General features: G+C 64.6%; 16 protein-coding genes and 1 tRNA gene. 11 read left to right on the top strand and 6 right to left on the bottom strand.

Annotation, left to right across the window (positions count from 1 at the left end; translation table 11 throughout):
• The first annotated feature begins 27 nt into the window (after positions 1-27).
• The 5 genes from FJ417_RS31605 to FJ417_RS31585 all read left to right on the top strand — a co-directional run bounded on the left by FJ417_RS31605 (position 28) and on the right by FJ417_RS31585 (position 6,535).
• Entirely contained in the window at positions 28-1,671 is a 1,644-nt protein-coding gene (locus FJ417_RS31605; protein WP_140786158.1) for an ABC transporter substrate-binding protein, read from the top strand.
• A complete protein-coding gene (locus FJ417_RS31600; RefSeq protein ID WP_140786157.1) occupies positions 1,661-2,605 on the top strand; it encodes an acetamidase/formamidase family protein in 945 nt (314 codons plus the stop codon). Before FJ417_RS31605 ends, FJ417_RS31600 begins: the two co-directional genes overlap by 11 nt.
• Positions 2,602-4,422 carry an ABC transporter ATP-binding protein gene (locus FJ417_RS31595; RefSeq protein WP_140786156.1) on the top strand — a complete coding sequence of 607 codons (1,821 nt, stop codon included), beginning with the start codon at positions 2,602-2,604 and terminating at the stop codon, positions 4,420-4,422. The genes FJ417_RS31600 and FJ417_RS31595 overlap by 4 nt, the downstream gene beginning before the upstream one ends.
• A gap of 127 nt (positions 4,423-4,549) precedes the next feature.
• Entirely contained in the window at positions 4,550-5,944 is a 1,395-nt protein-coding gene (locus FJ417_RS31590; RefSeq protein WP_140786155.1) for a multicopper oxidase family protein, read from the top strand.
• Positions 5,945-6,172: 228 nt separating this feature from the next.
• Positions 6,173-6,535 carry a hypothetical protein gene (locus tag FJ417_RS31585; RefSeq protein ID WP_246687617.1) on the top strand — a complete coding sequence of 121 codons (363 nt, stop codon included), beginning with the start codon at positions 6,173-6,175 and terminating at the stop codon, positions 6,533-6,535.
• 447 nt (positions 6,536-6,982) lie between these two features.
• Here FJ417_RS31585 and FJ417_RS33330 read toward each other — a convergent pair whose 3' ends face one another.
• The 3 genes from FJ417_RS33330 to FJ417_RS31575 form a co-directional block, all read right to left on the bottom strand.
• Complete coding sequence (locus FJ417_RS33330) at positions 6,983-7,159, bottom strand: hypothetical protein (RefSeq protein WP_181181708.1); 177 nt, start codon at positions 7,157-7,159, stop codon at positions 6,983-6,985.
• Between the two features lie 234 nt (positions 7,160-7,393).
• A complete protein-coding gene (locus tag FJ417_RS31580) occupies positions 7,394-7,837 on the bottom strand; it encodes a hypothetical protein (protein ID WP_140786153.1) in 444 nt (147 codons plus the stop codon).
• Between the two features lie 176 nt (positions 7,838-8,013).
• Positions 8,014-8,089, bottom strand: a tRNA-Ala gene (locus tag FJ417_RS31575).
• 167 nt (positions 8,090-8,256) lie between these two features.
• Between FJ417_RS31575 and FJ417_RS31570 the strand changes: the two genes are divergently transcribed.
• Entirely contained in the window at positions 8,257-8,556 is a 300-nt protein-coding gene (locus FJ417_RS31570) for a YggT family protein (RefSeq protein ID WP_127876481.1), read from the top strand.
• The gene (locus FJ417_RS31565) at positions 8,556-8,867 is read left to right on the top strand and encodes a DUF167 family protein (RefSeq protein WP_140786152.1); all 312 of its coding nucleotides are present in this window, start codon (positions 8,556-8,558) and stop codon (positions 8,865-8,867) included. The genes FJ417_RS31570 and FJ417_RS31565 overlap by 1 nt, the downstream gene beginning before the upstream one ends.
• Positions 8,868-9,299: 432 nt before the next feature.
• Here the strand turns inward: FJ417_RS31565 and FJ417_RS31560 are convergent, their stop codons facing one another.
• From FJ417_RS31560 to FJ417_RS31550, 3 genes are read right to left on the bottom strand one after another with little or no spacing between them, the layout of a single operon-like run.
• Complete coding sequence (locus tag FJ417_RS31560) at positions 9,300-10,181, bottom strand: MurR/RpiR family transcriptional regulator (RefSeq protein ID WP_140659278.1); 882 nt, start codon at positions 10,179-10,181, stop codon at positions 9,300-9,302.
• Between the two features lie 9 nt (positions 10,182-10,190).
• Complete coding sequence (gene ugpC, locus FJ417_RS31555) at positions 10,191-11,258, bottom strand: sn-glycerol-3-phosphate ABC transporter ATP-binding protein UgpC (protein WP_140659277.1); 1,068 nt, start codon at positions 11,256-11,258, stop codon at positions 10,191-10,193.
• A 2-nt stretch (positions 11,259-11,260) separates the two neighbouring features.
• Positions 11,261-12,031, bottom strand: coding sequence for an SDR family oxidoreductase (locus FJ417_RS31550; RefSeq protein WP_140786151.1), 771 nt, complete (start codon positions 12,029-12,031; stop codon positions 11,261-11,263).
• A 171-nt stretch (positions 12,032-12,202) separates the two neighbouring features.
• Between FJ417_RS31550 and FJ417_RS31545 the strand changes: the two genes are divergently transcribed.
• The 4 genes from FJ417_RS31545 to FJ417_RS31530 all read left to right on the top strand — a co-directional run bounded on the left by FJ417_RS31545 (position 12,203) and on the right by FJ417_RS31530 (position 16,798).
• Positions 12,203-13,432, top strand: a complete 1,230-nt coding sequence (locus tag FJ417_RS31545; protein WP_140786150.1) for a sugar ABC transporter substrate-binding protein — start codon at positions 12,203-12,205, stop codon at positions 13,430-13,432.
• Positions 13,433-13,532: 100 nt separating this feature from the next.
• Entirely contained in the window at positions 13,533-14,402 is an 870-nt protein-coding gene (locus tag FJ417_RS31540) for a sugar ABC transporter permease (RefSeq protein WP_140659274.1), read from the top strand.
• Positions 14,399-15,223: a carbohydrate ABC transporter permease gene (locus FJ417_RS31535; RefSeq protein WP_140647042.1), complete on the top strand. Its 825-nt coding sequence runs from the start codon at positions 14,399-14,401 to the stop codon at positions 15,221-15,223. Before FJ417_RS31540 ends, FJ417_RS31535 begins: the two co-directional genes overlap by 4 nt.
• A gap of 21 nt (positions 15,224-15,244) precedes the next feature.
• The gene (locus tag FJ417_RS31530) at positions 15,245-16,798 is read left to right on the top strand and encodes a M81 family metallopeptidase (protein ID WP_140786149.1); all 1,554 of its coding nucleotides are present in this window, start codon (positions 15,245-15,247) and stop codon (positions 16,796-16,798) included.
• The last annotated feature ends 51 nt before the right edge of the window (positions 16,799-16,849 follow it).

The raw sequence follows: 16,849 nt of genomic DNA, 5'->3' as shown, positions 1-16,849 counted from the left end.
AACCGAACAGAGAAAGGGAACATAAAAATGAAAAAGTTTCTCGCATCCACCGTCGCGGCATCGGCGCTTGTGCTGATGCTCGGCATGGCAAGCGCGCGCGCCGAGGACGCGGTCGACCCGAACATCAAGCAGGGCGGCGCCATCACCATCACCTACAAGGACGATGTCGCGACCCTCGACCCGGCGATCGGCTATGACTGGCAGAACTGGTCGATGATCAAGAGCCTGTTCGACGGGCTGATGGACTATGAGCCCGGCACGACCAAGCTCAAGCCCGATCTCGCCGAAAGCTACGAGATCTCGCCCGACGGCAAGACCTTCACCTTCAAGCTGCGCCATGGCGTGAAGTTCCATAACGGCCGCGAGATGACCGCCGACGACGTCAAATATTCGCTCGACCGCGTCACCAACCCGAAGACGCAGAGCCCGGGCGCCGGCTTTTTCGGCTCGATCAACGGCTATGACGATGTCGCCGCCGGCAAGGCGGAAGGCCTCTCCGGCGTCACCGTGGTCGACCCCTACACGATCAAGTTCGAGCTGACCCGGCCGGACGCCACCTTCCTGCATGTCATGGCGATCAACTTCTCGCATGTCGTGCCGAAGGAGGAGGTCGAGAAGTACGGCGCCGATTTCGGCAAGCATCCGGTCGGCACCGGCGCCTTCAAGCTCGCCGAATGGACGCTCGGCCAGCGCATCGTCTTCGAGCGCAATCCCGATTATTGGCACAAGGGCCTGCCGCATCTCGACAAGATCACCTTCGAGATCGGCCAGGAGCCGATCGTGGCGCTGCTGCGCCTGCAGAAGGGCGAGATCGACGTGCCCGGCGACGGCATTCCGCCGGCCAAGTTCCAGGAGGTGATGAACGATCCGGAGCAGAAGGCGCGCGTCGTGGTGGGCGGACAGCTGCACACCGGCTACGTCACCATGAACACCACCATGGCGCCCTTCGACAATGTCAAGGTGCGCCAGGCCGTCAACATGGCGATCAACAAGGGCCGCATCGTCCAGATGATCAACAATCGCGCGGTGCCGGCCAACCAGCCGCTGCCGCCCTCGATGCCCGGCTACGACAAGGCGTTCAAGGGCTATGCCTATGACGTCGCCAAGGCCAAGGCCCTGCTTGCCGAAGCCGGCCACCCCGACGGCTTCGAGACGCAGCTCTTCGCCATGAACACCGATCCCAATCCGCGCATCGCCCAGGCGATCCAGCAGGATCTGGCGGCCATCGGTATCAAGGCCAGCATCCAGTCGCTGGCCCAGGCCAATGTGATCGCCGCCGGCGGCGACAAGGCCGGCGCGCCGATGATCTGGTCGGGCGGCATGGCCTGGATCGCCGACTTCCCGGATCCCTCCAATTTCTACGGCCCGATCCTCGGTTGCGCCGGCGCTGTGCCGGGCGGCTGGAACTGGTCGTGGTATTGCAACAAGGACCTCGACGCCAAGGCGGCCGAGGCGGATTCCGTCGTCGACCCGGCCAAGTCCGACGAACGCGAGAAGATGTGGAGCGCGATCTATGACAAGATCATGGAGGACGCGCCCTGGGCGCCTGTCTTCAACGAGCAGCGCTTCACGCTGAAATCAGCCCGCATGGGCGGCGCCGACAATCTCTATGTCGACCCGGTCCATATCCCGATCAACTACGACAATGTGTATGTGAAAGATGTGCAGTAACTGCGACTACACCATCCACGGGCGCCATCACCATTTCGGCTGGGACAATTCCTTCGCCCCGGCCGAACGGGTGGCGCCCGGTTCAACGATCGAGTTCCAGTGCCTAGATGCGGCGGGTGGCCAGCTCCAGGCCGACAGCACGGTCGCCGACGTGGCCCGGCTCGATTTCTCCAAGGTCAACCCGGTGACCGGGCCGATCTTCGTCGAGGGTGCCGAGCCCGGCGATGCGCTGAAGGTGACGATCGAGATGTTCAAACCGTCCGGCTTCGGCTGGACGGCGAACATCCCGGCCTTCGGCCTGCTCGCCGACGACTTCAAGGAACCGGCGCTCAACATCTGGAAATACGACGCCGGCTCGCTCGAGCCGGCGTTGTTCGGAAAGAACGCCCGCGTGCCGCTGAAACCGTTCGCCGGCACCATCGGCAACGCGTTGGCCGAGATGGGCCTGCATTCGGTGGTGCCGCCACGGCGTGTCGGCGGCAATCTCGACATCCGCGACCTTGCCGCGGGCACCACGCTCTATCTGCCGGTGGAAGTGCCGGGCGCGCTGTTCTCGGTCGGCGACACTCATGCCGCGCAAGGCGACGGCGAGGTATGCGGCACGGCGATCGAGAGTCCGATGGACGTCGTGCTGAAGCTCGACCTGGTGAAGGACGCGCGGCTGAAGACGCCGCGTTTCACCACGCCCGGCCCGGTGACGCGGCATCTCGACGCCAAGGGCTACGAGGTGACGACGGGCATCGGACCGGATCTGATGGCCGGGGCCAGGGAGGCAGTCAGCCAGATGGTCGGCCTGCTGTCCGCCCGTTACAAGCTCGACCCGGTCGATGCCTACATGCTGGTCTCGGTCTGCGGCGATCTCAGGATCAGCGAGATCGTCGACATGCCGAACTGGGTGGTGTCGTTCTACTTCCCGCGCTGCGTCTTCGAATGAGCGCAGTCGTGGTCGACGAACACGCTGACGCCGCCGCAAAGGCGGCCGCGGGGCCGGTGCTCGAAATCACCGACCTCTGCGTCGGCGTGCGCGGCGAGGACGGCGAGCGCGAAGTCGTGTCCGGCCTGTCGCTGTCACTCAGACGCGGCGAGACGCTGTGCATCGCCGGCGAGTCCGGTTCCGGCAAGTCGATGACGGCGCTGGCGATCATGCAGCTCCTACCGCAGCCGGCCGGCCGCATCGCTTCCGGGACAATCCGGCTCTTCGACAAGGATGGCAGTGCCATCGAACTGACGGCGCTCGACGAGCGCCGCATGCGCGACATTCGGGGCGATCGCATCGCCATGATCTTCCAGGAGCCGATGACCTCGCTCAATCCGGTGCTGTCGATCGGCCGGCAGCTCACCGAATCGATCGAAGCGCATACCGGCCTTTCCCACGCCGAGGCGCAACGGCGCGCGGTCGAGGCGCTGAAGGCGGTTCGAATTTCCGAAGCCGAAAGCCGGCTGAAGCAGTTTCCGCACGAATTGTCGGGCGGCATGCGCCAGCGGGTGATGATCGCCATGGCGCTGGCGCTGGAGCCCGACGTGCTCATCGCCGACGAGCCGACGACGGCGCTCGACGTCACGGTCCAGGGCGAGGTGCTGGAGCTGCTGCGCGACCTGCAGCGCCAGCACGGCACCAGCGTGATCCTCATCACCCACGACATGGGCGTCGTCGCTGAAATGGCCGATCGGGTCATCGTCATGCGCAACGGCCGCATGGTCGAGGAAGGCGCCACCGCCGACATTTTCGCCAGGCCGCGGGCCGCCTATACGCAAGAATTGCTGGCCGCCGTTCCGCGCATCGGCTCGGGCGCTGGTCGGCGCGCCACGGGAGGGGCAGCCGGCGCAACCGGTCAGGACAAGGTGGCGGTGGTGAACGACCTCCATGTCCGCTTCGACCTGCGCGGCGGCTTCTTCGGTCGCATCAACCGGCGGGTCCACGCCGTCGAGGGCGTCAGCTTCTCGATCGCGCCCAACGAGACGCTGGCGCTGGTCGGCGAATCCGGCTGCGGCAAGTCCACCACCGCCAAGGCGCTGGCCGGCCTCGTGCCCTATACGGGCGGCGTGACGATCGGCGGCCGCGAGCTCTCCGGGCTTGGCGGCGACGCGCGCAAGGCGGTGCGCCGCGACGTGCAGATGGTGTTCCAGGATCCTTACGCTTCGCTCGATCCGCGCATGCGCGTCGGCGATCTGGTGGCCGAGCCGCTTCTGATCCACGGCATCGGCTCACGGCAGGAACGCCAGAGCCAAGTGGCTGCCCTGTTCGAGCGGGTCGGCCTGTCGGCAGCACAGATGGAGCTCTATCCGCATGAATTCTCTGGGGGCCAGCGCCAGCGCATCTGCATCGCCCGGGCGCTGGCGCTTAGGCCGAAGCTGATCATCGCCGACGAGAGCGTGTCGGCTCTCGATGTCTCGGTGCAGGCGCGCGTGCTCGATCTTTTGAAGGAGCTGCAACGCGAATTCGGCGTCGCCTATCTCTTCATCTCGCATGACATGGCGGTGGTCGAGAACATCTCGGACCGCGTCGCCGTCATGTATCTCGGCCAGATCGTCGAGATCGGCAGCCGCGACCAGGTCTTTTCCAACGCGCGCCATCCCTACACGCGGCGGCTTATCGAGGCGGTGCCGGTTCCCGATCCGTCACGACGCCGGACACGCTTTTCCCGTCTCGACCGCGAAATTCCAAGCGCGACCCGGCGGATCGGCGAAACCGTGCCGAAACTTGTGCTCAAGGATTTCGGCGGCGGGCATCTCGCCGCCGTCGGAGATTGATCGGAGCCACGCAGCTGGCCGCATTCCGGCCTGGGACCGATCTTGCTTGCGGGCGGCGATCTGTCCGTTTCGGGATGTGCCCGAATGATAAGGCCTGAGACCGCCACTCATCTGTTTCGGGATTCCAATGTCGGTCCTCACACGCCGCAAACTCCTGCAGGGCGCCGCGGCCGCCGGCGCGGCCGGTATCGGCCTCTCGGCCGCCGGCAAGTTTGCCGGCTGGGCGGCGCCGAAGCCCGAGCCGCTGGTCCTGAAGACCGCGAGCATCGAGGCGCAACTGATGGACGGCGCGCCGACGAAGAATGTGCTGACCTACGGCGAAGCCGGCATGCCCCCGGTCGTCAGGATGAGGAAGGGCGAGCCTTTCTCAGCGCGGCTGATCAACGGCATCGACGATCCGACGACCATCCACTGGCATGGCATCCGCGTTCCCAACAAGATGGATGGCGTGCCGTTCCTGGTGCAGCCCTATGTCTATCAGGGCGACCGTTTCGACTACGCGTTTTCGCCGCCCGACGCCGGCACGTTCTGGTACCACCCGCATTGCAACACGCTGATCCAGATGGGTCACGGCCTGACCGGCGTGATCGTGGTCGAGAACCCGAACGACCCGCTCTTCGATGTCGAGATGGTCGTCAACCTGCGCGATTGGCGGCTTGGCGACGACGGCCAGTTCATCGCGCCGTTCAGGCCGCGCGACGCGGCCAAGGCCGGCACCTTCGGCACGGTGCGCACCGCCAACTGGCTCGACCAGCCGCAATTCGATGCGCCGGCCGGCGGGCTGGTGCGGCTTAGGGTGGCCATCACCGACGTCACCCGCATCTATGCCTTCCGCGTCGACGGCGCCGAGGCGACGGTCATAGCGCTCGACGGCAACCCGGTGCCGCAACGGTTTACGCCGGATGCCCTGCAACTGGGACCCGGCCAGCGGCTCGAGCTTGCCATCCGCATGCCCGACGAGGAGGGCGCGATCGTCAGCCTGCGCGACGTTCGGGGCACCAAGCCGAAAATCCTGGCGACGCTGCGTTCGGTCGGCGAATCGCTCAAGCACGATCTGCGCGATCTCGGCCCGCTCGAAGCCAATCCGGTGGCGGAGGTAGACCTTGCCGGCGCCAAGCGCATTCCGCTGGCGCTCAGCGCGACGGCCGAGAACGTTGCGGCCGACAGCATTTGCGGCTCGCTCGGCTACAGTTTCTGGGCGATCAACAAGGTGCCGTGGCCGGGCGACACGCCAGACCCCACCGCGCCGCTCGCCGATCTGAAGCTCGGCCAGAGCTATGTCATCGACATGGAAAACCTCACCCCGCACGCGCACCCGATCCATTTGCACGGCATGAGCTTCAAGGTGCTGTCGTCCTCGACCAGAGCCGTCCAGCCGCTGGTCTCCGACACCTATCTCATCCAGCCCGACGAGAAGGTGCAGCTCGGCTTCGTCGCCGACAATCCCGGCGACTGGCTGCTGCATTGCCACATCATCGAGCACCAGAAGACCGGCATGACGAGCTATCTGCGGGTAACCTGAAGCCGTCTCGTTTTCGCGAGGCGGGTTGACCCCGCCGCTCGATTGCCTAGGTAGCCAACTGGGCAGGCCGGGCAACACGCAACTCCGACCGACGGCATGACATCTTCGCGCATTCGAAAACTTGCCCTTCTTGCGGCAGGCCTCCCCCTTCTGTCGTCCTGTGTCATCCCTGACGATACGTCGCGGCTCGCGAAGGAGGACGTCACCGCTGCCGCGGCCCGCAGGGAAATGGTCGGCCTCAGCGAGGCCGACATTCGCATGTGCGCAGGCTTTCCGACCGCAACGGCGGACGTGGGTTCGTCCGGTCAGATCTGGACCAACCAGCGCACCGTGCAACGCGGCAATCTCAGCATTGCGGTGCCGACCTTGACCGCAGGCCCGATTCCTGCTGTCGGCGGATCGGTCAATGTTGCTCCCGGCGGCTATTGCAACACGCAGATACGCATGCTCGACGGCCACGTCGCCGAGGTCGCCTATGCCGGCGACAACAACTTGCCGAACAGCCGCGATGCACTCTGCGTCAGCACGGTGGACGCCTGCGTGGCCTATGCGCGCCAACGCCATTACAAGGCGCCGGCAGCATCACGATAGGCGGGGCTAAGCGATACACCGTTGCGAGCGGATATTCTCGGACATCGGATGCGGGCATTGCTGTCCCGCTTGCTGACAGCTCTTTCCGCCAGGCCGAGATGCTCGGTCTGCCTGCGCATCGAAGCCGCGTCCTTTAGAAGGCCCTGCCCGGCGCTGAAACGACGACCGTTACTTCGATCGTCTGTCGCGCCGCGAGGACCGCCTTTCGATGTCCGTGACGGGCCTTTCCGCGCCGGCTTCAGCCTGCGCCCGAGGCGTATCCATGAGGTTTCGGACCTTGGCGTTGTTATGCGCGCGGACAACCGCGCGGGTGAAATGAAGCAGGGTTGCAAGCACTGACATTGGCATTTCCTCCATTGGAATGGCTGACATGTCGCTGTCGTAGGGCGTGGCGGCCCGGGATCGGAAAAAGCCCCCGTCGCGTTCGAAACGAAGGGCCAGGGCTGCTCAGCGCGTGCCGGCGAACACGATCCGCGCGAGCCGCGCCTTTTCGCGCGTGCCCTGCGCGGCCTCCCAGCCGATGTCCTTCTGCAGCTCGGGCGACAGGCTGTTCATGAGGCTTCTGGCTTTGGCGTCGTTATGCTGGCGCATGATGGAGCGGCCGAGATTTCCAAGCATGGACATTTCGCATTCCCCTGTTCCGTTGAGACGGCGTCGCGCCGTCGGATGCGGGATGAATGCGCCCGGTCCGTTTCGCCGCAATGGCGCGCGAAATGGCCGATCGTTTCCAAACTCACGGGTTTGGAAACATGCGTATGCGAATGATCTTGGCCGGTGACATACGTGTGGAAAGGGGGCCGGACCTCTGCGTTCGGCGGATCCGACCCATCCAGGATTAACGGACGGAGCTCCTGCCTCCTACCTCTTCAGCGCGATGCTGATGCCGCTGAGGTCGGCGTTGACCTGCAGGCCGACCTGCCGGCCGGTGAGCTCGAGCTGGGCGCCCTTGTCATTGGTCATGACGATCACCTGGGCGCCTCTGCCGAGCGCGCCGCCGCCGCCGGCTGCGCCGTAGACGCCCGTCACATCGCTGGCGCGTCGGATGTGGCGTACCCTGCCCTGGAAATAGGTCTTGGACGCGCCGAACGCGAGGCCGCCCGAGACGCCGCCGACCGAGATCGGATAGCGTTTGCCATGGAAGGTCAGCGTGCCTTCGCCGCCGGAGCCGCCGATGAAGAAGGCAGCCTTGTAGACGGAAAAGCGGATCGTGCCGCTATCGGCATGCGCAGCGCTGGCAATGCTGACGCCCGCGGCGGCGATTGCCGCGACCGCGACGGAACGGAACCTGGACGAAATCTGCATGGTGGAAACTCCTCGAGCATCGCCGCTTACCCAGACGGCGGGGGCATATCAGCTTCAAAAGTATAGCTGAACCGTCTTGCCCCACCATTGGTTCCAGGCACACGCCCGAAATCCGGCGGTCACAAAATGCTGAGCGAGGAAGGCGGAAGCGATGAGAAGCACAGGCTTGTGCCGGCTGGTGGAGCTGAGGGGGATCGAACCCCTGACCTCATCATTGCGAACGATGCGCTCTCCCAGCTGAGCTACAGCCCCGTTCCAGCGGATGGGCTTGTATCGGTCGCGGCCGTTTGATGTCAAGGCGAAACGATGGCCTGACGCCATGCGCCAAGGCCGGCGGGCCTTGCCCGCTCGCCAAGCCCCGCGGGCCTTGCTCGCAGGCCAAGCAATGGCTACATGTCGGCGACAATTTGGAGACCGGCATGATCGCCCTTATTCAGACAATCGTCATGGCGCTTGATATCTACTGGTGGATCATCATCGCCTCGGCGATCTTTTCGTGGCTCTACGCCTTCAACGTCGTCAATTCGCGCAACCAGTTCGTCGGTTCCGTCGGCAACATGCTCTACCGGCTGACCGATCCGGCCTTGCGCCCGATCCGCCGCTTCATGCCCGATCTCGGTGGCATCGACATTTCGCCGATCATCCTGCTTCTGATCCTTTTCTTCATCCGGCAGTTCCTGGTCACCACCGTCTGGTCCTGGGTCGTGACCGGCGGCTGATGAGCACGCCGTTCCGGCTGCGCGAGAACGGCATCGACCTTTACGTGCGGCTGACGCCGAAGGCGGCACTCGACCGGATCGACGGCGTCGAGACCACCGCCGATGGCCGCAGTCACCTTAAAGCCCGCGTGCGCGCCGTGCCGGAGAACGGCGCCGCCAATCAAGCGCTGGAACGGATGATGGCCAAGGCGCTGGGTGTACCAGTGGCGGGCGTTTCGGTGGTTGCCGGCGGCACCTCGCGGCTGAAGACGCTGCGGATAGTGGGTGATGGGGCCGAGCTGGCGAAAAGCGTCGAGGCTCTGATCGGATAATCTAAATTTGAGATGCAGGCGGGACGGCGCCCCCTCTGTGCTGCCGGACAGAGGCTACAGCATGCACACATTTCCAGGCGGCTGGCCTTTGGCGATAGCGTGTATGCCAGCTTGGCGCATGCATTGGCTAACGTAGCGCTGATCGACCCCCACTCCGTCTCGGCTTCGCCGAGCCACCTCTCCCCCGATCGACGGGGTAGAGGAAAGGCGCCAAGCTTTTTGCCGTCAATGCTCGTCCAGCAACGCTCCCTTCCTTTCCCTCCGGAGGGGGGAAAGGTGGCGCTGCGAAGCAGCGACGGATTGGGGGAACCACGTGGCAATCAAGCCTCAGGTCTGATCAGTCACGCCAGTCACAGAAGATGTGCATCGCGTAGCCGCCAGAGGAGGGCGCGAGGGATCGCCAGCGCTGACGGCGCAAGCCACTGCAACCGCTCAATCGCCCAGCGGCAGCCTCGGATCGTCCACCTTCAGCGTGTTCACGCTCTGCTTGATGCGGCGCAAATTCTCCAGCACTTTCGGGCCGCGTGATTCCGCCACCGTGGTGGCGATCATGTCGAGGATGGCCAAAAGCGCGTAGCGCGACGAGGTCGGCTTGTAGATGTTGCCGTCCTCGACCGACTGCAAAAGGATCACCGTGTCGGCGGCTTTTGCCAGCGCGGAGTCCGGCGCGGTGATGGCGACGGTGGCGGCGCCATATTGCTGGGCCACTTCGACCGCCTCGATCACCGAGCGCGCATAGCCCGACACCGAGAAGGCGACCAGCGTCGTCTCGGGCGTCGCCACCGCGGCATACATGCGCTGCAGCTGGCCGTCGATCTGGGCGAGCGCCGACAGGCCGAGCCGGAACAGCCGGTTCTGCATCTCGGTCGCCATCATCGAGGAAATGCCGCCCGAGCCGATGCACAGCACGTTGCCGGAAGCGGCGATGCGGGCGGCGACATCCATCAGCGTCGTCATGTCGAGGTTTTCGCTGGCGCGCTGGATGGCGGCGATCGCCGCTTCGGTTATCGCCGAGGCGATGCGCTGCTCACGCGCGTCGCGGCTGAGCGGCTCCGGCGACAGATACTGGCCGCCGATGGCGATCGCCTGCGCCAGGTAGAACTTGAAATCGCGCAGGCCCTCGCAACCGAGATTGCGGCAGAAGCGGGTGACGGTCGGCTCGCTGACCCCGACGCGCGCGGCGATCTCCGAGATCGCGGCCTTGGAGGCGAAATCGAGGTCGGAAAGCACCAGCCCGGCTAGCCGGCGATCCGACTTGGTGCCGTCCTGCGACATCAATTGCAGGCGGGTGATGATGTCGGCCGGGGTCTTCATGTCATCATCTCAGAGCGGCAGGCCCGTCGCCTTGTCGAAGAGGTGGATGTTGCGCGGGTCGACGCTCACCGGCAGCCGGTCGCCCGGCTTTACCTGCAGCCGGTCGCGGAACACCGCGCGCACCGTGTCGTCGCCGACCGAGCCATAGACATGGGTTTCCGACCCGGTCGGCTCGACGACATCGACCTTGATGGCGATGGCATCGTCGCCGGCGCCAACCACGAAATGCTCGGGCCTGATGCCGGCCTCGACCGTGTCGCCGCCTGACGTGGCCTTGCCCGAGAGCGCCAGTCGGCCGCCGCTCGTCGTTTCAAACCAGGACTTGGCTCCGACCGTCTTCAGCGCGCCGGAGACGAAACTCATCGAGGGCGAGCCGATGAAGCCGGCGACGAATTTGTTGGCCGGCCGGTCGTAGAGCTCCAGCGGCTGGCCGACCTGCTGGATGCGGCCGCGATCCATCACCACGATGCGGTCGGCCATGGTCATCGCCTCGATCTGGTCGTGGGTGACGTAGACGATGGTCGATTTCAGCCGCTGGTGCAGCGCCTTGATCTCGGTGCGCATCTGCACGCGCAATTGCGCGTCGAGATTGGAAAGCGGCTCGTCGAAGAGGAAGACCGAAGGCTCGCGCACGATGGCGCGGCCCATGGCGACTCGCTGGCGCTGGCCGCCCGACAATTGCCTTGGATAGCGGTCGAGATAGGAGAAGAGGTTGAGCACGCCCGACGCCTTCTTGACCTTGTCGTCGATCGCGGCGCGGTTCTCGCCGCGGATTTTCGGGCCGAAGCCGATATTTTCCGCAGCCTTCAAATGCGGGAACAGCGCGTAGGACTGGAACACCATGGCGATGTTGCGCTTCTGCGGCGGCAGCTCGTTGGCGCGCGTGCCGCCGATGACGAGATCGCCGGAGGTGATCGCCTCCAGCCCTGCCAGCATGCGCAGCAGGGTGGACTTGCCGCAGCCGGACGGGCCGACCAGCACGACGAACTCGCCGGTCCGGATGTCGAGGTTGATGTCCTCGAGGATTTTGTGCTGGCCGAAGGATTTCGACAGGTTGCGGAACTGGACGTCGGTCATGGTCACGCTCCCAATATGTCGTCGATGAAAGGCAGGTAGCCGGCCGTCAGTCCGGCGTCCACGGGCACCACGGCACCTGTTATGCCGGAAGCGCGCTCGGAGGCAAGAAAGGCCACGGCTTCGGCCACTTCCCGTGCGTTGACGATGCGGCCGAGTGGATAGAGCCGCTGCAGCCGGCCGAGGATCTCGGGATCCTTGGCCAGGCGGTGGTCCCAGGCGGCGGTGCGGATCGACCCTGGGCACACGACATTGGCCCGCAACCCGGCACGGCCGAGCTCGACCGCGATCGATTTGGCATAGGCGTTGATGCCGGCCTTGGCCGCGGCATAGGCCGGATTGCCGAAATGCGCGATGGCGTTGACCGAGGAAATGAAGACGACGCTGCCAGAACCGCGCCCGGCCATCGCCTTGATCAGCGGATCGGCGAAAGTCATCACGCCGGTCAAATTGAGGTCGAGCTCCTGCTCGATTTTGTCCGCCGTCAGCGCCTTCAAGGTCTCGGCGCGCGTCCAGCCGGCATTGTTGATCAGGATGTCGGGGACGCCGTCCTTGTCGAGCAGCGCGGGGATCGCCGCTTCGATCGAGGCCCGGTCGAGCAGGTTGAAGACATGGCGCGACGCGATATGCGGGCTGGCCAGCGCTTCCGTCGACTGGTCGCAGCCGACGATTCGCGCGCCGCGCTCCGCCATGAGCTCAACGATCGCCGAACCGAGGCCGCCGCCGGCGCCGGTGACGACAATTGTCTTGCCTTCGAACTCGGCTTTCGAACCCAATTTGCCCGCTCCTCCACCCTCATTTTAAGCCGGCAGGCTAACCAAGCAAATGTAATTAAGCAACATGATAATCCGCTTGCATGACGCGAAATGATGGATAATGTAGGAAAGTAACATAAATCCTGCGCCCCAAGGGTCCAGGCGCCAACGTGCATCAATGGGAGAGATCAGATGAGCCTTGCGAAATGGACTGTCGGCCTGTTGGCCGGAATGAGCATGCTGGCTTTTGCCGCACCTGCCGGTGCCGGCGAGGTGCGCGTCACCGTCGCCGAATACAGCGCCAAGACCGGCCCCTATTTCGAGGAAGTGAAGAAGGAATTCGAGGCGGCCAATCCCGGCATCACCATCAAGTATGAAGTGGTGCCGTGGGATGTGCTGCTGCAGAAGCTCACCACCGACATCACCGCCGGCACCAATGCCGACCTTTCGATCATCGGCACGCGCTGGCTGATCGACTTCGTCCAGCAGGATGTCGCCGAGCCGCTCGACAGCTACATCAAGCCGGAATTCAAGGACCGCTTCATCGACACCTTCCTGCAGCCCTCGATCATGGACGGCAAGACCTACGGCCTGCCGATCGCGGCTTCCGCGCGCGCCATGTATTACAACAAGGAGCTGTTCGAGAAAGCCGGTATCGCCAAGCCGCCGGCGACCTGGACCGAGTTGCAGGAAGACGCCCGCAAGATCAAGGCTCAAGGCGCTTTCGGCTTCGGCCTGCAGGGCAAGGAGATCGAGACCGACGTCTATTACTACTATGCGATGTGGTCGCAGGGCACCGAGATCCTCAACAAGGACGGCACGTCCGGCCTGAGCACGCCCGGCGCGCTGGAAGCCGCCAAGCTCTACAAGTCAATGATCGACGAGGGCCTGACGGAACCCGGCGTCACCTCCAACAACCGCGAGGACGTGCAGAACCTGTTCAAGCAGGGCAAGGTCGGCATGATGATCACCGCGCCCTTCCTGTCCAACCAGATCAAGGATGAAGCGCCGAACCTCAAATACGGCGTCGCGGCCATCCCCGCCGGCCCGACCGGCGCGCGCGGCACCTATGGCGTCACCGATAGCATCATCATGTTCAAGAACTCCAAGAACAAGGACGAGGCCTGGAAGCTGCTCGACTTCCTGTTCACCAAGGAGCAGCGCGCCAAGTTCACGCAAGGCGAGGGCTTCCTGCCGGTGAACAAGGAAGAGGCGAAGATGGACTATTACGTCAACAACGCCGACCTCGCCGCCTTTACCGCGCTCTTGCCCGACGCCCGCTTCGCGCCGGTCATCCCCGGCTGGGAAGAGATCGCCCAGATCACTTCGGACGCCATGCAGAAGATCTATCTCGGCGGCGACCCCGAGGCCGGCCTGAAGGACGCGGCGGCCAAGGCCGACGCCGTGCTGAAGAAGAAATAAGGGCGTATCTCCCTGCGCCCCGTGGCGCGCTCCACCCCGTCGGAGCGCGCCACACCTCCCCGGCAAGTCATATTCACTGCAACACGGTGCCATCCAGCCGATGCAAAGCCGGATCCTGCCCTATCTGCTGACGCTCCCCAGCCTGCTCTTGGCGGCGGTGGTGATCTTCTGGCCGGTCTGGGACCTGCTGCAGATCTCGACGCATGACGTCAACCGCTTCGGCCAGTTGCGCGAGTTCAGCGGCTTCGCCAACTTCGCCGAGTTGTTCGCCGATCCCGATTTCGTCGCGGCGCTCTGGCGCACCGGGCTGTGGACCGTGCTGGTGGTCGGCGGCGCGCTGCTTTTGTCGGTCCCGGTGGCGATGATCCTCAACATGGATTTTTATGGCCGCGGCCTCGCCCGTGTCATCATCATGCTGCCCTGGGCAGTGTCGCTGACCATGACCGCGGTGGTCTGGCGCTGGGCGCTCAGCGGCGAGAGCGGCATGTTGAATTCGGCGCTGATGAAGCTCGGCCTGATCAGCCAGAACATCCAGTGGCTTGCGAGCGCCGAGACCGCCTTCCCGATGCAGGTGCTGATCGGCATATTGGTGACGGTACCCTTCACCACCACGATCTTCCTCGGCGGCCTGTCCTCGATCCCCGACGATCTCTATGAGGCCGCGGCACTCGAGGGCGCCACGCCTTTCCAGCAGTTCCGCGAGATCACGTTTCCGCTCTTGAAACCCTTCATCAACATCGCGATCGTGCTCAACACCATCTACGTGTTCAACTCCTTCCCGATCATCTGGGTGATGACTCAAGGGGGGCCGGCGAACTCGACCGACATATTGGTCACGCATCTCTACAAGCTCGCCTTCCGCATCGGTAAGCTGGGCGAAGCCTCGGCGGTGTCGCTGGTGATGTTCGCCATCCTGCTCGTCTTCACCATGATCTATGTGCGGCTTGCCATGCGGGAGCAGCGCGCATGACCAGCAAGCTGAAACGCACCATCATCGCCTGGCTGCTGCTTTTGCCATTGATCGTGGTGACGATCTTTCCCTTCGCCGTGATGTTCCTCACCGCCGTCAAGCCGCGCACGGAGGTGCTCACCCCCACCTGGTGGCCGAGCGAATTCCGCTGGTCGAATTTCGCCGACATGTGGGTGGCGACCGGCTTCGGCCAGGCCCTCGTCAACTCGCTCTATGTCTCGGCGCTGGCGACCATCGGCGCCATCCTGATCTCGGTGCCGGCGGCCTATGCGATGTCGCGCTTTCGTTTTGCCGGCTATGGCGCGTTCCGCCAGTTCCTTTTGATCTCGCAGATGATCTCGCCGATCGTGCTGGTGCTCGGCCTGTTCCGGCTGATGGCCGCCTGGGGCCTGGTCGAATCGACCACCGCGCTCGGCTTCATCTACATGGCCTTCAACGTCGCCTTCACGGTGTGGATGCTGCAGAGCTATTTCGACACCATTCCGCGCGACCTCGAGGAGGCCGCCTGGATGGAAGGCGCCGGCCGCTGGCTGACCTTGCGCAAGGTCTTCCTGCCGCTCTGCCTGCCGGCGATCGCCGTGACGGCGATCTTCACCTTCATCAACGCCTGGAACGAGTTTGTCGTCGCGCTCACCATGCTGCGCAGCCAGGAAAGCTACACGTTGCCGATCCAGGTTTTCTCGCTGGTCGCCGGCCGCTATACGATCGAGTGGCACCATGTCATGGCGGCCACGCTGCTGGCGACACTGCCGGTGGCGATCCTGTTCATCTGGCTGCAGCGCTATCTGGTCCGCGGACTGGCGCTCGGCGCGGTCAAGTAGCTTCCACCATACGGAGCGTTCATGCGCATCTTCACCGCCTCGCTGGCGACGGAAACCAACACCTTCTCGCCGGTGCCGACCGACCGGGCCTCGTTCGAGATGGCCTTCTATGCCGGTCCGGGCAAGCACCCGGAGACGCCGACGCTCTGCTCCTCGCCGATCGTGGCTTTGCGCAAACGCGCGGCCAGGGAAGGATTGACGGTCATCGAAGGCACCGCCACCTGGGCGGAGCCCGGCGGCCTCGTGCAGCGGCAGACCTATGAGGCGCTGCGCGACGAGATCCTCGATCAGCTCAAGGCCGCGCTGCCGGTCGATGCGGTGATCCTCGGCCTGCATGGCGCCATGGTCGCGCAAGGCTATGACGATTGTGAAGGCGATCTGCTGGAACGGGTGCGCGCCATCGTCGGCCCAAAGGTGGTGATCGCCTCCGAGTTCGATCCGCATAGCCACCTGACGCCGAAACGCGTCGCGGCCTGCAATGTCATGGCCTATTTCCTCGAATTCCCGCACACCGATTTCTACGAGCGCGGCGAGCACGTCGTCGAGCTTGGCCTTGCCGCGGCGCGCGGCGAGATCAAGCCGGTGATCTCGACCTTCGACTGCCGCATGATCCAGGTGCTGCCGACCAGCCGCGAGCCGATGCGCTCCTTCGTCGACAGGATCAAGGCGCTGCATGGCAAGGACGGCGTGCTGTCGGTCTCGGTCATCCACGGCTTCATGGCCGCCGACGTGTCGGAGATGGGCACGCGCATCCTGGTCGTCACCGACAACGACAAGGAAAAGGGCGACAAGCTCGCGGAAACGCTGGGGCGCGAGCTCTACGCCTTGCGTGAAAAGACAGCGATGACGATGCTTTCCGCCTCGGCAGGCATAGAGCAGGCGCTGGCTGTGCGGGCCGAGCGCCAGGACAAGCCGGTCGTGATCGCCGACATCTGGGACAATCCGGGCGGCGGCGTGCCTGGCGACGGCACCATCGTGCTGCGCGAGCTGCTCGAGCGCGGAATCGACAAGGTCGGCGTGGCGACGATCTGGGATCCGATCGCGGTCACCTTCTGCCACGCGGCCGGCGAAGGCGCCGTCATCGACCTGCGCTTCGGCGGCAAGGCCGGGCCTCAGGCCGGCGAGCCGATCGACGCCCGCGTCACGGTGCTGAAGACCACCAATGAGGGCTGGCAGAGCTTCGGCCCGAGCCGCGTGACGCTGGGGCCATCGGCGGTGGTGCGCATCGAAGGCACCGAGGTCGAAATCATCTTGAACACCAACCGCACCCAGACCTTCGAGCCGGATATCTTTTCCAACGTCGGCATCGATCCGCTGGCGAAAGACATCCTGCTGATCAAGTCGACCAACCATTTCTACGCCGGCTTCGCGCCGATCGCCGCCGAGATCATCTACGTCGCGGCACCGAGTTCCTATCCGAGCAATCCGGCGAAGACGGATTACAGGAAGCTGACGAGGCCGATCTGGCCGAGGGTGGCGGATCCGTGGAAACTGCCAATCTCCCCCCTTGTGGGACAGATGCCCGGCAGGCCAGAGGGGGGCGCTGTCCCGCCGACCGGTCCTTCGTCATTCTAGGGCGGAGCAAGGAGCGAAGCGACGCGCGCAGACCCTAGAATCCATGCCGTG

This window comes from Mesorhizobium sp. B3-1-7 (assembly GCF_006439385.1).
Lineage (GTDB): Bacteria > Pseudomonadota > Alphaproteobacteria > Rhizobiales > Rhizobiaceae > Mesorhizobium.
Note: the sequence above shows the minus strand (reverse complement) of the source record. Positions and strands in the feature narration are given on the sequence as shown.

What these genes read in the sequence shown, in the direction of transcription:
- FJ417_RS31605 (WP_140786158.1), top strand. Translation starts at nt 28, where the DNA reads ATGAAAAAGTTTCTCGCATCCACCGTCGCGGCATCGGCGCTTGTGCTG.
- FJ417_RS31600 (WP_140786157.1), top strand. Translation starts at nt 1,661, where the DNA reads ATGTGCAGTAACTGCGACTACACCATCCACGGGCGCCATCACCATTTC.
- FJ417_RS31595 (WP_140786156.1), top strand. Translation starts at nt 2,602, where the DNA reads ATGAGCGCAGTCGTGGTCGACGAACACGCTGACGCCGCCGCAAAGGCG.
- FJ417_RS31590 (WP_140786155.1), top strand. Translation starts at nt 4,550, where the DNA reads ATGTCGGTCCTCACACGCCGCAAACTCCTGCAGGGCGCCGCGGCCGCC.
- FJ417_RS31585 (WP_246687617.1), top strand. Translation starts at nt 6,173, where the DNA reads ATGGTCGGCCTCAGCGAGGCCGACATTCGCATGTGCGCAGGCTTTCCG.
- FJ417_RS33330 (WP_181181708.1), bottom strand. Translation starts at nt 7,159, where the DNA reads ATGTCCATGCTTGGAAATCTCGGCCGCTCCATCATGCGCCAGCATAAC.
- FJ417_RS31580 (WP_140786153.1), bottom strand. Translation starts at nt 7,837, where the DNA reads ATGCAGATTTCGTCCAGGTTCCGTTCCGTCGCGGTCGCGGCAATCGCC.
- FJ417_RS31570 (WP_127876481.1), top strand. Translation starts at nt 8,257, where the DNA reads ATGATCGCCCTTATTCAGACAATCGTCATGGCGCTTGATATCTACTGG.
- FJ417_RS31565 (WP_140786152.1), top strand. Translation starts at nt 8,556, where the DNA reads ATGAGCACGCCGTTCCGGCTGCGCGAGAACGGCATCGACCTTTACGTG.
- FJ417_RS31560 (WP_140659278.1), bottom strand. Translation starts at nt 10,181, where the DNA reads ATGAAGACCCCGGCCGACATCATCACCCGCCTGCAATTGATGTCGCAG.
- ugpC (WP_140659277.1), bottom strand. Translation starts at nt 11,258, where the DNA reads ATGACCGACGTCCAGTTCCGCAACCTGTCGAAATCCTTCGGCCAGCAC.
- FJ417_RS31545 (WP_140786150.1), top strand. Translation starts at nt 12,203, where the DNA reads ATGAGCCTTGCGAAATGGACTGTCGGCCTGTTGGCCGGAATGAGCATG.
- FJ417_RS31540 (WP_140659274.1), top strand. Translation starts at nt 13,533, where the DNA reads ATGCAAAGCCGGATCCTGCCCTATCTGCTGACGCTCCCCAGCCTGCTC.
- FJ417_RS31535 (WP_140647042.1), top strand. Translation starts at nt 14,399, where the DNA reads ATGACCAGCAAGCTGAAACGCACCATCATCGCCTGGCTGCTGCTTTTG.
- FJ417_RS31530 (WP_140786149.1), top strand. Translation starts at nt 15,245, where the DNA reads ATGCGCATCTTCACCGCCTCGCTGGCGACGGAAACCAACACCTTCTCG.